A 16,528-nucleotide genomic window follows, 5' to 3' on the forward strand; every position below is an offset into this window, starting at 1 on the left:
TGATGGGAAGTCTCTTAACTTTCAAATAAGGCTTGTGAAGGTTTAGGTTCATGAGCGCTAGACTGTATCGGCAGTTTGATGGTAAAGGTCGTGCCCGCGCCAACGATTGAACTAACCTCGATATATCCACCATGTTGCTCGATGATTTGTGCCGTAATGGCCAACCCTAGCCCTGTGCCATCGCCTGCTTTTTTGGTGGTAAAAAACGGCTCAAAAATCTTCGCCAGCGTATTTTCTTGGATACCGACACCATTGTCTTTGACACTGACGACAATGTGCTGCTGCGCCTTATCAATAGATGAGCTCACTTGCAGTATCCCTTTATGATCAATCGGCATGGCTTGGGCGGCATTATTAAAGAGGTTTAATAATACTTGGTTGATCTGTGAAGGATTACATTGAATCGGCGGCAGCTCGGCTAGATTGGTTTTGACGTCTAAAGTTTTTAAATTATTGCGCGCCATAATCAATGAGGTATTGATGCAATCATTGATATCGACATCTTTTACCTTAGATTCATCAATTCGAGAAAAGTCGCGTAAGCTGACGACCAGCTCGGCAATCTGATCGACGCCGTAAAGTCCATCTTTAATCAAATCGGCCAAATCCTCACTGACCTCATCTTCTTTAATTTCCTCACAGCATTGTAAGGTTTGCTCTATCAGTTGCTCGACTTGTTCTTGATTGATAGTTGGTGCTTTTAAGACCTGCAATAATTGATCAGTATGTTGTAGCAACTCATCAAAACGCATGAGATTATCGCCAACCAATTCCATGTTACTACGCACGTACCCGAGCGGCGTGTTGACCTCATGCGCCACCCCTGCCACCATTTGACCTAATGTAGCCATTTTTTCGGAGCGCACCAGATGCACTTGCGAGGCTTTTAATTCATCCATGGCTTGCTGTAAATCTTGTGTGCGGGCGGCGACTTGTTTTTCTAGATGAACATTGATTTCAGCCAGTGCGCCTTCATTCTCGACGACGCGATCAATCAATTGATTGGTCTGCTCACTAATAACTTGAATCTCACTGACATTTGAATAAGGAAGTTTGTGCGCGCTTAATTGTTGATATTTTTTTTGCTCAATTAACATCCCCATGTCAGCCACTGACTGTGCCATGTGCTTTAGCGGCCGCGTAAAGTAGCGACGAAATACCCATGCGGTCAACAACAAGATAGGAATGAAGCCCAACAGCATGGCTTGAATCAGTTTATTAGACAGGGCATTTGCCACGCTCATCATGTCATTATCAGGCTTGACGATGACCATCTTCCAATACGTAAACGGCATGCGAAAAACGAAGGCGGTGGCGGGCTGCTGCAACACAAAGTCATTGGGCACAGCGATGGTATCGACCAAATGACTGTCTACCAAATTAAACGTTTGGTCGATATTTAACAGCAATAATGCTGAGAGCAATTTGGACTCTTGCTCGCTGATTTTATTCAGATTGGTCGTACTTAGAATACTACGAGCAGCGAGCGTATAGCGGCTTTCATCTTTGGTTACTGCCTCATCTATCAGTGTCTGATTAATGTTATCTAGACTGTCCGCAATAGGGGCAAAGCTAGGGTTACTCTCAGCTAACTGCCGTGCCGTTACGACCTCGCCCTGACCGCTATCTTTAGTTGCGTGCATGACCATCGACTGATCTGGAAAGGTCAAAAACCGATTGTCCAAGTCTACTAAAAAGACATAACCACCGAGCTTATCTTGCCACTTTTTCATCGCCTCACCGAGGTTGTCTAATAGCAGATTAAAACTCACCACTCCATCAAAAGCCTGATTGCGACTGTCGTATAATGCCTTGGCACACGTCATCATCGGCTGATTACTCACCGGATCGACATAGGCACGGCTCCAGACACAGTGGTCATGACGCGCGTACATCGCAGGAATATACCACCAATCACGATAATAGGGATTCGGGGTTTGGCGCGCTTGATTGTAACGCTCTAATGGCTGCATGCTGCCTGACTCATCACGTGACCACACAAATGACTGCCGTTCTCTACCCTCAGCGTACATATTTGGATCAAACCATACGCCGCCGCCTACAATGCGTTGATCCATTTGTTGCATGAGATTACCAAAGGTTTCTTTATAAAGGCTGTCTTGTTTTGGTAAGCCGCCCGCCATCGTACTGGTGGCTTTCGCCAGTCCGTCGACATGATTGATACTCGCCATGATGCTGTTAATAGCTTCGTTGCCTGTTTCAACCACTGTCTCTGAGGTCATCTCCAGTATACGCGGCTTAGCTTGGGTTTCGATGACCCAGTACACCAACAAAATAATAAGCAAAAAAGCCAATGTTAAGATAATCAATATACGGGTGGAAATACTACCAAACCGACCAACAACCTTCATAAACACACCTGATATCTATGCGCTAACTGTTTTCGATAAGTCATTGAATGACTAAAGATATGAGTGTGACGCCAACGCTATTTATAATGAGCTCAAGGATACGATTACGTTATGACAATATGATGACAAAAATCGTGTTTTACCGTATGGTAGCTATTGTCTGTCTATGCGCAGCAGCTATATGATCTCTTCATTATTTATTTTTGCGACTTTTTTAGCATAAACGACATTCCTCTTATTGCAAGCCTATGTCAGGCTTGGCAATGCCATTATTGCTTTAGATAAGGAAAAAATTATAGCTAAAGAGACAGTCCTTATTATGGGACAGCCCACTCTAATTGGACCATGGAGAAAAGAAGCGACTATAGTCAGTTTAATATAAAATCGATACAGCCCATGTCATGAAATAGTTTAGGTAGATTCTTCTCCATCTATCCTTGGCCTAGAAATTTAGCTTGTGCCCACTTCTTCTCGATAGGATTTAGATCAGGGCTATATGGTGGTAAAAATAACAGGCGATCGCCGTGCCTATTAATTAGCTTTTGCACGCGTTTATGAAAGCTTGCGTTATTGACCTATGCTGACAATACTGTAGAAACTAACTTAGGAAATTTTAATAATAAAGCTTAATGATGATGACCCATGCTATCGACCTCATAGCCATTAAATTCATATCCAACACTAGAAGTTCGATTCCCATATAGGGAATTGAACCCAATTAAAGCACCTTAACAAGTATTATATTATTCAGTGATTTCGGCACCCTAGTAAGGACTTGAACCTTAAGCTGTAGGCTATCTATACCAGTAGTCAAAGTTATTTATGGTAACTCAGTATACATAGAAGTGTACTTTTCATTATAAAATAGCGAATCCCCATGTACAGGATCAACATCAACGACCAGAACTTGGCCAACGCGGATGATAGTCATCAACTACGAAAGGATGGGTATGGCGTATCCCGTTGGGTGTAGGAGATCCAATGGCATGGGCATGACCCTCTGGTAGATTGGCATGTTCGTGCTCAATCTCTGTTAAATCAATAGACGGCCAGACTCTAAAAGCAGTCCATACCGCTAGTGCAGCAGCACAGCCTAATACCGCAAAAGCTACGGTCATACTGTAGCGAGCGCCTAACCAACCAGCTAACGGATAAAATACTAACCAACTGACATGGGACATGGCAAACTGAGCGGCAAACAGGGCTGGGCGATCTTCTTGATGTGAAGAACGCCATAACAAGCGTCCAGCAGGTGTCTGAGCAGCAGAATAACCCAAACCTAGCACGAACCATAATGCCATAAGAGAGTTTTGTCCCACCATCAATGTACCAGCGAACATACCTACCACTAACAACCCGACACCGCTTAACATGACCCTACGGTCTGTCAGCTTACTTAGTAGGCTTGGCAAAGCCAATGCAGCAATCATAGAGCCTGCACCAAAGCTTGCCAATGCTAATGCGACTGCGCTCTGAGTCAGTCCCATCCCACTCTGAATGATTACCACTGTATTCACAAAGACCATAGACGCAGCGGCAGAGACAGCAACATTGACTGCGAGCAATCCGCGCAATCGAGGTGTGGCTAAGTAGATTCGAATACCGCGCGTGGTTCTATCATAAATGCTACGACGCTCTGGCATAGCATGCGCTGGTAGCGTGACCGATACGACCAATAAGGCAGAGACTAAAAATCCCAACACCGTTCCCGTAAACAGATTATGAAAGCTCATTACTGTCAGCAATGCCGCCGCTAACATAGGACTGACCAGACTCTCTATATCGTACGCAAGGCGTGAGAGTGATAAGGCTTTGGTGTAATCCGCTTCATCAGGTAGAACATCAGGAATAGTGGCTTGAAAAGTAGGCGTGAAGGCTGCTGAGGCAGATTGCAAGACAAAGATCAGCACGTAAACCTCCCAAATCTGGGAAACAAACGGCAAAAGCAGAGCTACACCTGCTCGTATCACATCCAGCGTTACCAACATCGTGCGTTTGGGCAACCGTTCGGCAAAGGCCGCTGCAATGGGTGCAATACCAACATAGGCAATCATTTTGATAGCCAATGCCGTTCCCATAACAACCCCAGCATCATTGCCAGCCAAATCAAAAGCTAGAAGCCCAAGCGCCACGGTAGCCAGACCAGTACCAATCAGGGCAATGACTTGCGCGGCAAATAAATGACGATAAGTTTGATTTGCAAAGATACTAAGCATGGGAGGCTCTTTAGATCAGTCGATTGATCTTATAGGTAACGGGTTATCTTCTTAAACTCCTCGATAGAATTCTGCTGATCTTTATCAACAGAACCTAACAAATCTTCAAGGCAATGATCTAAATGGTCTTGGATTAAAATTTTCTTGGCTTGGTGAATCGCATTCTCTACCGCTTGTAACTGTTGGGCTACATCAAGGCAGGTTCGACCCTCAACCAACATCTCTATCGTACTGCTTAGATGACCATTCGCTTTTTTAAGGCGTGTGATAACGGCTGGATGAGAAGCGTGTATGTGCGGTTTTTTCATAATGACAGTATCCTTCCTCTAGAGAGCGCAATTATACCCGATAAAAACTTAATTTTTTATTGACCCCATCCCCCCCTAGGGGATATTATCCTACTCCTTAATTGCTTGGTTTGCATTCGAAAAATTCACGATTTTACTTACTAGTCCGTAAAAAAATGCTTAGTAACGCAAATCACAATTACTCCATTGGTTAGGATTAACTGTTCTTATCGCATTGCATCACGCAACGCAACGCAACGCATTCATTATTTTCAGACCACAGGATTCTTAATGTATAGCCATGTTTTAAATAGGCTTTCAAGCTCGCCATGGGCGACTTGGCAGACCCGTCTGTTAGTGTTCTCAGTACTTCTTATTTGTCTTCTTACTGGCAGTAATGAAGCGCTTGCTCATGCTGTAACCGCAGGGGATAAAGGGTATATTCAGGAGATTTCAGGGGTCAATATTTTGCCCTTTATGTACTTGGGCGCTAAGCATATGATAACGGGGTATGACCACATACTGTTTCTCTTCGGGGTCATCTTTTTTCTTTACCGCATGAAGCACATTGGTATCTATGTGAGCCTATTTGCATTAGGTCACTCCACTACGATGATTTTAGGCGTGTACTTCAACATCGGTATGAACAGTTATCTGATTGATGCCATTATTGGTCTCTCTGTTGTTTACAAAGCTTTAGATAACATTGGTGCGTATCAAACATGGTTCGGGTATCAACCAAACACCAAAATAGCAGTGCTTATATTTGGCCTTTTCCATGGCTTTGGGTTATCAACTAAAATTCTTGAATATGAGATGTCACCTGACGGTCTACTTCCTAACCTGCTCGCATTTAACGTGGGTGTGGAAATTGGGCAACTACTGGCTCTAGCGATCATATTGATTGGTATGAGCTACTGGCGACGCACGTCAAGTTTCATCCGTAACGCCTATACCGCCAACGTTGCCATGATGAGCGCAGGATTTATTTTAGTGGGCATGCAGCTCACTGGCTATTTAATGTCTCAATAATCTAAGGATTTCTAATATGTATAACAGTGATACCCCCTTGCAGGCTGAACTCCCCTCTTCAAAGCAGCTTATGAAATCTACTGTTCTGGCTGCAATCGCAGCAATCGTTCTTTTATTTACGGTGGTTCTCCCAGCTGAATATGGTATTGACCCAACTGGGGTTGGTAAACTGCTTCGTTTGACAGAAATGGGACAGGTTAAGCAGCAATTAGCAGAAGAAGAAGAAGCCGATGCTGCTGGTTTATTAGCAACTGATACACTGGCGTCTGAAACACCAGATATTGATAATGTGGCTGAACAAGCAGTGAGTGCCACACTTTCTGATACTGCTGTCGCTAACGGACAGTGGCGCGATGAAATTCCCTTCACCTTGACGCCAGGTGAAGGGTTAGAGATTAAAATGAAAATGGATTCAGGTGACAAGACTGAATACTCTTGGGTCGTGACAGGCGGTGATGTTAACTTCGACACCCATGGTGACGCACCAGGCCAAGCGATTAGCTATGAAAAAGGTCGCGGAATTGCCGCTGATGAAGGTGTTCTAGAAGCCGCATTTACAGGTAATCACGGCTGGTTCTGGCGCAACCGAGGACAATCGGATGTTCAAGTTGTTTTGCGTACCCGTGGCGATTACAGCACTATTAAAACGATGTAAAAAAGTAGCAGTTAGTTTTTGCCGCTACTACCTGATTAGAAACAGAGCTGTCTCACTAAGCTTAGAGTAACAAGCTAGACAAACTCAATCCTCGAATTGGAACACAAGCGGTCTAATGCGAGGACTTATTTAGGATTGGATAGCGATATATCTACTTCTAGGAGTTATTGAAGATATGATCTATGAGAGAGGCACAAAAAAATGTAGTCACAGCCGTATCAAAACTTAGTGGCTCTGCCTAACCACGCTGCCAACTCACGGGCAGGAGCCTGACTCAAACACTGAGGACAATTAATATAAGTCATCACGCAGTCATTCAAATCGGTTAGCATATGTAGAAGTAACCCTAAACCAATTATTTTATAGGGCCTTGGTAGAAATAGCATAGCCGCATATGCCGCCATTGCATAGTAAGTATGCAGCGGATGAAAGTTAATACTGCAACGATCGGGCGAAAAGATAGGTGTCGCTAGCAGATGATCTAAATCAACTAGCATGGTTGCTAAAAGAATCAAATATACTCGTTTATAGTCGTCACGAAAAAATATATAGGCGATGACCAATGGCATACCAAAATGTAGAAAATAATGGATAACGGTTTGAATCATCGCTTTTTCCGATTTAAGATAGTTTGTAGTGGAAAATCAATTTCATATAAAACATAAGATATTTTTTCTTTAAAGTGCATGTGAAATATATGCATCATACACTCACTCTCTTATCATTGTATCTGTCCAAAAAATTAATAGTTAATATAGGGCATACCCAAGTGGAACCAGCTATTTCACCCTTCATACCTATTAATAGACCACTTAAAATAGACTGCTATCACAATGCTGAACTAGCTCGTCTATTGCGTTACGCATCATAGAACCACATGTTCTTTATTACAAAGCCACCTCGTAACTCGTACTACGCCCCGAAGCCTCGGATTTTTTCAGCATCCCCCTCTCTATCAGATCATTGATATCACGCAGTGCTATGTCTACAGAACACTTGGTCATCACTGACCATTTTTTAGTAGTCAAGTTGCCATAAAAGTCTGTGAGTAAATTATTTAGCATAGTGACTTGTCTGGTGTTCAATGCATGCTGTCGATGGTTCTGCCAAAAACTCGCTTTATCAATGATTTTATCTGTGGTCATTTGAGCAGCAATGAGTGCTTGTTCTAGTGTTTGTAGAAACCAGCACAGCCAATCAGTGATATCAGTATCGCCTTTTTGTGTTCATTCCAATATTTTATAGTAGTCATTGCACTGTTTAAGAATCTGCGCTGACATACTATAAAAACGTTGGGCGCTATCCTCGCTTTGTGCCAGTACTCTCTCAGTAATGGCACAGGTCAATCGCCCATTGCCATCATCAAAGGGATGGATCGTCACAAACCATAAATGAGCGATACCTGCTTTAATCACCAGATCTATGTTCTCTTGCTCATTTGGTAACGTGTTAAACCAGGATAAAATTGTCTATCATATTGGCGACTGGTCACTTGTCGGCAACGTTCGCTATGACAATATGCGCTGTAGCGGAAATATAAAGCTAGGCTTGAGCAAAACTTGCCCAATTATAGCCATAGCCAAACTACATCAAAAAATCTATGTGCCCAAATTGGGCCTAAGTTGTGTCTTCTATCAATTTTAACTATAGTCAATCCACTATAAATCAACCACAGTGCTACTGGGATAAGTTTTGCGCCGCCTCTGTCTGCGCAGGCACAGTAAGCAAGAAAAATTTATCCCAGTAGCGCTTTATAATATTTGTACTTATTTTATTTAGGACTGACTATATCTTTCAAAATAGCATTTTTGACCTCTACTTTAATGGTATCAATGTTTTTATTCTTTGAAATAGCTACGGTGTATTTCTTGATATACATGCCATACATATACTATTCGTGATCGGTGCGCTGTGTACGTATCAATCAAACTTTAGCATCAATGAAATCGAGCATAAAAAAGACAGTTTATACAAGGTTCATTAAGATATATATTAATATCAATGACTCGAATTCGGGAATTAAGCCATGTTAACTTTTCATTCAAAATCATCATTGCCGATAATTAAGACGGCAGTGATTTCTACTTTATTAATCGGTACTGTGCAACTGATGACAGGCTGTGACTCACAGCCCTCATCTTCGAATAACGATGGCATTGCACAAACGAATACTGCACAAACGAATACTGTAGATAAAGACATGGCTAAGAATGATGAGATGTCTGTCAATCCACCGCCTACAGATACGAGTGCTATGGATAAAGCACAAACTAACGAAGCAGCAGATATAGCTAATGAGCAAACCGTCAGCCCGTCAGGGTATCAAAATTTAAGCTTCGGTCAGGTTATTACCCCTGAGCTGCTAAGTAGCCTAGGAATGACCAAAGCAAAGAGCGATAACGAACAGTGCTATTACGTCAGTAATCCGAAACTGAGCTATGTCGATAAAGAGTACGGTGAACATGCTTCTGTGCTATATCAAATCATAGATGGTAAAGTTGCTCTGATCAGTATTCAGGATCCAAGCATCCTGTTTTATAAAGACATCAATGTTGGTGATTCAGCCACAGCGGTTATGAAAGCACATAATGACGAGCTTAGCTACGAGGTCGATAAATATGCGGTTGATGGTGACTACTATAGCCTGATTGCTAATGTTAATTTCAAGGTAATAAAAGAAAGCCCACTTGGAGAATCATTAAAAGACGAAAATATTGAGCTCAATAATAAACAGGATAAGTTACCCCTACAAATTGAATATCATGTCAAGGGCGGTCAAAAGCTTAATGATTATCAGATTAAGGCGACTGAATGGACAGCAGACAATAAAAGCCTATTAAAAGGTGAGGTAGAAAGCATCGATATGGGTATACCAGAAGCGATTTATTTGGTCGAAGGCTGCTCTTAAAAACTGAACGCAAAAAAACCCAGCATCTAGCTGGGTTTTTTATGAAAGGCTATTTTCTATAAGGTTGCTTTGTGACTCAAGATTAATTAACGAGTCATCGCACTCTCTAAAATCGTATAAGCTGCTTTAACCCTATCTGCATTTGGATAGTTTTTATTTGCCAGAATGACAATGCCTGATTTTTCGGCAGGAATATAAGCGATATAGCCACCAAACCCATTAGTAGCGCCTGTTTTGTTGACCCAGACGTTGTTCAAGGTAGGTGTTGGATGATTGTCTGTTTTAATGGCTTGAGGCTTTAGTACCACGTCCATCGAATTACCTTCGAGTAAGGTATCTAGCTGAGTAGGATAAGGGTACATCTCCCATCCTAACCCTTGGGTAAAAGTGCTCGCCTGATAGTAACCCTTTCTATTATTATTTAGTGCTTGCTGAATATTTTTATCCAGCGGTACTAGCCCCATATTAGCCGCCATAAAATGTGTCATATCTGTGATGGTGGATTTAATGCCATAGGCTTCGGCGTCTAACATACCAGGATTGACTCGGATAGCATCGCCAGCAGCGTTATAACCAAACGCATAATCAGCCATCTTGTCACTAGGCACATTGATAAAGGTGTTGGGCATATTGAGTGATGGTAGTATTTTTTCTTCCATCAACTGTGTGTAATCAGCGTCCATGCTCAATGCAGATATATAACCAAACAGACCGATACTGGCGTTGGAATATAAACGCTTTGAGTTGATAGGGAATACAGGCTGCCAAGATTTATAATAACGAAGCAACTCTTTATTGTTTTTAACGTCATCAGGTACTTGTAGCGGTAGACCACCAGCTGAATAGGTGGCTAGGTTTATCAGCTTGGTGTTGCCAATGGCGCTGTTTTTTAGGTAGGGAATATATTTATCAGTGGTATCTTCTAATTTAAGTGTGCCATTTAATTCTGAATAACTCGCTAAGGTAGCAGCAAATGTCTTACTGATTGAGCCTAGCTCAAAAATAGTGTTTTCTGAGACAGGTATTTTGGCTTTCTTATCAGCCAAACCATAATGATAGAAGTGTGATTTACCATCAATAATAATACCAAAAGCCATTCCTGAAATATTATGCTCATTCATTAGTAATTTGGCTTGTTGATCAACTGTGCTCTTTAGATGGTCATTGTTATCTGCTGCTTGTACGGTTCCAGATAGTAATGATGCTGTCACTAAAGCGGTAAATCCCACTTGATTTAAAAAGGTTTGAAAGGGTTGTTTCATTATAGGGTTTCTCATTTATTCTGATAGATGTACTGATAATTTAGTGAGCATGCAAATAGCGCTTTGCTTTCAGTTCGGGTGTACCGTTTTACATTATCTCAGAATGCTGAATCCCCGACAATCTTGGCGATTTAGTATCATGGAATGGATCTTTTAGGATATGCCTCAAAGGGATCATTGAAAAATGGCTTCTTCTATCTAAAGCCATTTTTCATAATATTTCTTACTGGAACAAAAGGCGCGCTTCATACTTTGTGCTGATGATCAGCGGTAACAGGGCTAATCTTTATATCTTCAGCCTGAGTACCTACCTGCGTATTTAAATCATTACTTGCAGCGGGCGTACTATTTTCATGGCTAAGCATACGATTCTTGCGAGCATGCTCGGCTTCTTCATCTTTGACCGCTTCTTTAAAACCCTTTACCGCACCGCCTAAATCCTTGCCAGCATTTTTAAGCTTAGCAGTGCCAAACACGACCACTACTACTACCAATAAAATCAGCCAATGTGTAATAGAAAAACTGCCCATAACGGTATCCTTATATCTTAGGCCTTGATAAGACCAGTATATGTATGTGTGCTTTAAAACCCTCTTCACCGTACCAAAATTACAGCTTCAAACGTCGCAACCGCAGCGCGTTACCAATAACAGATACTGACGAGAGACTCATAGCCGCCGCCGCTATCATTGGACTTAGTAAAAGCCCGAAGAACGGATACAGAACACCCGCCGCAATCGGCACCCCAAGGGCATTGTAGATAAAGGCAAAGAACAGGTTTTGTCTGATATTGCGCATCGTAGAATGGCTCAGTTTATGGGCTCTTACGATTCCCATCAGATCACCTTTCACTAACGTGATCCCAGCACTCTCCATGGCCACATCTGTTCCTGTGCCCATGGCGATGCCGACATCTGCTTGGGCAAGAGCGGGAGCATCGTTAATACCGTCACCCGCCATAGCCACAACCTTGCCACTACTTTGCAACTCTTTGATGATACGGTTTTTGTCTTCTGGAGAGACGTCAGCATGTACCTCATCAATCTTTAACTTACTAGCAACCGCTCTAGCCGTTATCTCATTATCACCTGTCAGCATGACTACCCGCAGTCCAGCTTTGTGTAATAGCGATATTGCCTCACTCGTACTCGGCTTGATCGGATCAGCGACCGATATGAGACCAGCAGCTTGCCCATCTACTGCGACAAACATGACAGTTTCACCATCTTTTCTGCGCTTGTCGGCGCGTTCTGAAAGCGTACTATCAAAACTATTAAGGCGTTGCATGAATTTTGAGTTGCCTACGGCGACTTGCTTGCCATTGACCAGCGCCTGCGCGCCTTCACCAGTAGTTGAACTAAAATCGCTTGCCTTAACCATATCGAGAGATTTTGCCTTTGCAGCCTTGACAATAGCTTCTGCCAGAGGATGTTCGCTGGCAGTCTCTACCGCTGCGACAAGTATAAGCATCTCATCCTCGTCTAAGCCGCCAAGCGCTTCGATAGCGGTAAGCTCTGGTTTACCTGCTGTCAGCGTTCCGGTTTTATCGACAACGATAGTGTCGACTTTTTCCATGCTCTCTAACGCTTCAGCATTCTTGATAAGCACGCCATTTTGTGCTCCTTTACCAGTACCCACCATAATCGACATCGGTGTGGCGAGCCCTAACGCACAAGGGCAGGCAATGATTAATACAGCGATAGCATTGACCAGCGCAAAAGCCATTGCAGGCGCAGGCCCAAATATCGCCCAGACAATAAAGGTAATGACAGAGCAAATAAGTACGATGGGCACGAACCATCCAGCTACCTTATCAACCAGTTTCTGTATTGGCGCGCGACTGCGCTGGGCTTCAGCGACCATTTTGACGATCTTGGATAATACGGTATCATCACCAACATCAACCGCTTTAATCAATAGTGTCCCAGTACCGTTCACCGTTCCACCAGTGACCGTATCCCCTTGTGCCTTTAGAACTGGGATTGGTTCACCAGTCACCATCGATTCATCAATGCTACTACTGCCTTCAAGTACCGTGCCGTCCACAGGAAGCTTTTCTCCTGGCTTAACCCGCAATATATCGCCACTAATCACTTCATCAAGCGATACTTCGGTCTCGACATCGTTCTCATCCACACGTCTTGCCGTTGGTGGTGCGAGCTCGAGTAACGCACGGATTGCTCCTGAGGTCTGACTTCTGGCTTTGAGCTCTAACACTTGACCCAATAGCACTAAGGTCACAATGACCGCTGCCGCTTCGTAGTATACCCCTACTTGGCCAGTGGCGTCCCTAAAGCTGTCTGGAAAAACATCTGGAAGGAAGGTTGCTACCAGACTGAAACCAAAGGCTGCGCCTACACCAACTGCAATCAAAGTGAACATGTTCAGGTTTCGGCTTTTTATTGATTGCCAGCCACGGACGAAGAACGGTGCGCCTCCCCATAACACCACTGGTGTTGCAAGCGCTAGCTGAATCCACTGAGCGATCTGTCCAGAGATATCACCTTGACCAAGGTTGTCTAAGCTTAGACCTACCATGTCACTCATAGCATACAGAAATAGCGGTATGGTAAGCACCGTGCATATCCAAAAACGGCGTGTCATATCGTCGAGCTCTGAGGTGTCCTCCTCACCAATAGTAGCCGTCTCTGGTTCAAGTGCCATTCCGCATATTGGACAGCCGCTATTCTTCACATCTCTGACTTCTGGATGCATGGGACAAATATAGACTGTACCGCTATAATCAGCTGGCACTTTGTCGTATTTGCCGCCTTTGACAGATTTTACCTTAGTGCGGTCAGTATCTTTGCCATGACAATGTGAATGACTGTCTTCATCAGTAACCTCGTCTTCGGGTTTGAGGAACATACCACATATTGGACAATCGCTTTTTTCCACATCTCGCACTTCGGGATGCATCGGGCAAATATAGACCGTATCGCTATAGTGCTCTGGTACTTTGTCGTACTTACTATCTTTAGTAGGATGAGTATCGGTATTCGACGCGCTGTGGCAGTTGGTATGGTCATCTTTCATTGCTGCCATCTCGGCAACATTATCTTCGGCAATACTGTCTTCAGGTTTAAGAGACATGTTGCATATTGGGCAGCCGCTATCTGTAACGTCTTTCACCTCTGGATGCATCGGACAGGTATAAACGGCGCCATTATAATCAGCTGGCACTTGGTTATACTCTTTGAAGGTAGTATGGGCTTGGTTAGTATTGTTTGACTCTAAACCACTATGGCCATTCTTTTTATCGCTATTATTAGGATTCATCAGATAACTCCTTCACTTATATTGAGTAAAGATTGCGCTCTAATTCAATGGTTAAGAGATGCCCGTTATCATGATTACTATTTGATAAAATCTTAATTTTGATGTTAGAGACGGATGCTAGAGGAAAGGTAATATGTACCAATAGCACTTAAAATTGGGCTACTGTTAGGCTACTGAATAAAGGCGTATAGCGAAGGTCTCAGTCATCCAATAATATATTTGCACCTAATCTTAAAGAGCAATAACTCTCTATTGGATAGTTTTATCTAAAATATAGATTCAGACTCTACGAGATTGCTACTCAAACGCCATTTCCCGACGACTACACGCATCTCTTTATTACAAGCTTTAATCTGATTTACGCAGATATTTCAGAATTGCTATTAATATCAACACAAGTACAGCAAAAAGAAGTAGCGCAAATAGTAGGCAGAGAATCATCCAGCCCCAGCCCATCCCTTGCATCATCGTTCCCTGCATCATTTCTCCATTCATTATGCCGTTCATAATAGTATTTCTCCGTAGATTATAGTATTGGCATTAATAGTAGTGTGCGCGCTAAGCATGGGAATATCAAATGCTCATTAATTACATCTCTTCAAGATCAGAGCCGATAAATTAATCATCGTTAAATGTCGACTCTCTTAAAATCCGTAACATTATCCTTGAGGGCTCTGCATCATCTGGCGACAGTAAGTGGCTAAATTTTCTGGTAAATCCTCTGGGCAGACGCCACACTGCTGGTTGCCAGGAACAGCATAATCAATGAATTTCGGATATGATAGATTTAGGTTGCTCATGATGACCTTGAATTCTTCGAGTGATATGTCCCCGCCAAGCCGTGGATTGCGCTTTTTTTCCTGAGCGATTGAAGATACAAAGCGCTCCTTGTAGTCGTGCGCAGGATAGACCAGCGTGTCGTCTGGTAAAGAAAAAAGTTTCTGCCGCACAGATTTATACAGCGCATCGGCATCGCCATTCTGGAAGTCGGTCCGGCCACATCCATCGATAAGTAAAGCATCGCCAGTGAATACCCGCTCATTAAAGAGATACGCAAAATGACCATCGGTGTGTCCCGGCGTATGCAATGGGTGCAGGGTAATACCAGCAACCTGCAAAGGTGTTCCTTCCTCCAGCCCGACATCCACACATGGTAGACGGTCAAAGGCAGGCGCTGCGATCTTGCTACCGACGGCACGCTTCATCTCTAGTGCTGCAGTAATGTGATCTGCGTGGATATGCGTGTCAACTGTATAGACCAAATCCAGTCCCAATCTATGGATTTCAGCCAAGTCACGATCCATAGTCGCGATGACCGGATCAATCAGGATAGCTTGACCTGTATCCTCATCCCCTAACAGATAGGTATAAGTGCTCGAAAGGGGTTCGTACAATTGACGAAATATCATGATTATTCCTTGTCTAAGGTAAGGGATGATGCCCAACACACTGGTTATTGCACCTATTTTTTATATATTATGTTCTAATATAGTGTATTCATAAAGCATTACTCTGTATGGTTTTTATGTGACATTAGCAGACCAAAGCTGTTGGACTCGTGGGTCTTCGATATTTGCTCTTGAGCTGGTCAATACGACAATTGAGTGATGCGGTATCATCAATGAATTGCTGTATTAAATAACCATAGTGTTAAGATTGGTTCTTAGGTTATTACACGCCCTTTTATAATCTTCTCTCTTTATATAACCTTCCGTAATACTAAACATCATATCTTCAGTCTCAAATACAATTCTTTTAGCTTCCTCTAGAAATAATGACTATGACATTGACAGCACGGTTCATTATCATCGAGCTGACTGATTAAACTCTCCCAAGTTAGTGCCTAAAGATTTGATATCATAAAATCAAATTATTCACTCGGATCAGAACCCGGTGGAAATTCGTGACGGAGCTGAGCAACGTTGGCAGCAGTGACTGTATCGGTAAATTTATTAAGGTCACTATGCACATATTGAGTGACCGCTGCTATTTGTTCATCATTCATCATACTTTGAAAGGATGGCATACCGCGTAAGCCATTCATCACAACACTAATAATATAGTACTTTGATTGCATCTTACTGTTATCAGCAAGCGGCGGATAGTAACCTGCCCCCTTTGCACCCTTACCATCTTGCATATGACAGCCAGCACAAGAATCATTATAGAGCTTTTTAGCATTGGTAGTAATAAACCCCTTTTTACCTTCAGAGCTACCTTCGAATTTTGCTAACCACTTTTGCAAGCTAGCATCTTCTACCATTTTCGGTAGTGAGCTGACATCGACGATATTGGCTGTTGGCGATCTAAGCGCTTCTCTAGTCATATACACTGCACCCCATGCACCATTATTGCGACTGGCTTGATTATCAAAGACCATTTGCGTGGTTTGTTGCTGGCTGGCGAAAGTGACAGCGTTGGCTTTAGTGGATTGGCTACAGCCTGATAGCACGACTGTGCTTCCGATACCTAATATCATTACCACAGCAAGCAGGTTTGGTTTGATCATGTCCATGA

Annotated in this window: 14 protein-coding genes and 1 pseudogene; 3 read left to right on the plus strand and 12 right to left on the minus strand. The window is 43.0% G+C overall.

What is annotated here, in order from left to right; genetic code table 11:
• Window positions 1-14: 14 nt before the first annotated feature.
• The 4 genes and pseudogenes from PSYCG_RS09025 to PSYCG_RS09035 form a co-directional block, all read right to left on the minus strand.
• Window positions 15-2,372 (minus strand): ATP-binding protein, encoded by a 2,358-nt coding sequence (locus PSYCG_RS09025; RefSeq protein ID WP_020443906.1) that lies wholly within the window; start codon window positions 2,370-2,372, stop codon window positions 15-17.
• Between the two features lie 431 nt (window positions 2,373-2,803).
• A pseudogene (locus tag PSYCG_RS13250) lies at window positions 2,804-2,947 on the minus strand (transposase); the annotation flags it as partial.
• A 318-nt stretch (window positions 2,948-3,265) separates the two neighbouring features.
• Window positions 3,266-4,588 (minus strand): MFS transporter, encoded by a 1,323-nt coding sequence (locus PSYCG_RS09030; RefSeq protein WP_020443907.1) that lies wholly within the window; start codon window positions 4,586-4,588, stop codon window positions 3,266-3,268.
• A gap of 29 nt (window positions 4,589-4,617) precedes the next feature.
• Window positions 4,618-4,896: a metal-sensing transcriptional repressor gene (locus PSYCG_RS09035; protein ID WP_020443908.1), complete on the minus strand. Its 279-nt coding sequence runs from the start codon at window positions 4,894-4,896 to the stop codon at window positions 4,618-4,620.
• Window positions 4,897-5,166: 270 nt separating this feature from the next.
• Between PSYCG_RS09035 and PSYCG_RS09040 the strand changes: the two genes are divergently transcribed.
• Complete coding sequence (locus PSYCG_RS09040; RefSeq protein ID WP_020443909.1) at window positions 5,167-5,907, plus strand: HupE/UreJ family protein; 741 nt, start codon at window positions 5,167-5,169, stop codon at window positions 5,905-5,907.
• Window positions 5,908-5,977: 70 nt separating this feature from the next.
• Window positions 5,978-6,562, plus strand: coding sequence for a transmembrane anchor protein (locus tag PSYCG_RS09045; protein ID WP_264648848.1), 585 nt, complete (start codon window positions 5,978-5,980; stop codon window positions 6,560-6,562).
• Window positions 6,563-6,780: 218 nt separating this feature from the next.
• Here PSYCG_RS09045 and PSYCG_RS09050 read toward each other — a convergent pair whose 3' ends face one another.
• Window positions 6,781-7,170 carry a DUF6122 family protein gene (locus PSYCG_RS09050; protein WP_020443911.1) on the minus strand — a complete coding sequence of 130 codons (390 nt, stop codon included), beginning with the start codon at window positions 7,168-7,170 and terminating at the stop codon, window positions 6,781-6,783.
• A 618-nt stretch (window positions 7,171-7,788) separates the two neighbouring features.
• The gene (locus tag PSYCG_RS13600) at window positions 7,789-8,028 is read right to left on the minus strand and encodes a Fic family protein (RefSeq protein ID WP_227500777.1); all 240 of its coding nucleotides are present in this window, start codon (window positions 8,026-8,028) and stop codon (window positions 7,789-7,791) included.
• Window positions 8,029-8,588: 560 nt separating this feature from the next.
• Between PSYCG_RS13600 and PSYCG_RS09060 the strand changes: the two genes are divergently transcribed.
• Complete coding sequence (locus PSYCG_RS09060; protein ID WP_020443914.1) at window positions 8,589-9,470, plus strand: hypothetical protein; 882 nt, start codon at window positions 8,589-8,591, stop codon at window positions 9,468-9,470.
• Window positions 9,471-9,556: 86 nt separating this feature from the next.
• On the opposite strand, the gene ampC is transcribed toward PSYCG_RS09060, so the two are convergent.
• From ampC to PSYCG_RS09085, 6 genes are all read right to left on the minus strand, one after another.
• Window positions 9,557-10,732, minus strand: coding sequence for a class C beta-lactamase (gene ampC, locus PSYCG_RS09065; protein WP_020443915.1), 1,176 nt, complete (start codon window positions 10,730-10,732; stop codon window positions 9,557-9,559).
• A 245-nt stretch (window positions 10,733-10,977) separates the two neighbouring features.
• Complete coding sequence (gene tatA / locus PSYCG_RS09070; protein ID WP_020443916.1) at window positions 10,978-11,262, minus strand: Sec-independent protein translocase subunit TatA; 285 nt, start codon at window positions 11,260-11,262, stop codon at window positions 10,978-10,980.
• Window positions 11,263-11,341: 79 nt separating this feature from the next.
• A complete protein-coding gene (locus PSYCG_RS09075) occupies window positions 11,342-14,011 on the minus strand; it encodes a copper-transporting P-type ATPase (protein ID WP_020443917.1) in 2,670 nt (889 codons plus the stop codon).
• A 348-nt stretch (window positions 14,012-14,359) separates the two neighbouring features.
• Window positions 14,360-14,518, minus strand: coding sequence for a hypothetical protein (locus tag PSYCG_RS13440; RefSeq protein WP_020443918.1), 159 nt, complete (start codon window positions 14,516-14,518; stop codon window positions 14,360-14,362).
• A gap of 152 nt (window positions 14,519-14,670) precedes the next feature.
• A complete protein-coding gene (locus PSYCG_RS09080; RefSeq protein WP_020443919.1) occupies window positions 14,671-15,420 on the minus strand; it encodes an MBL fold metallo-hydrolase in 750 nt (249 codons plus the stop codon).
• Between the two features lie 461 nt (window positions 15,421-15,881).
• Entirely contained in the window at window positions 15,882-16,526 is a 645-nt protein-coding gene (locus PSYCG_RS09085) for a c-type cytochrome (protein WP_020443920.1), read from the minus strand.
• Window positions 16,527-16,528: the final 2 nt, after the last annotated feature.

Origin of the sequence: Psychrobacter sp. G (assembly GCF_000418305.1) — a bacterium.
Taxonomy (GTDB): Bacteria; Pseudomonadota; Gammaproteobacteria; order Pseudomonadales; family Moraxellaceae; genus Psychrobacter; species Psychrobacter cryohalolentis.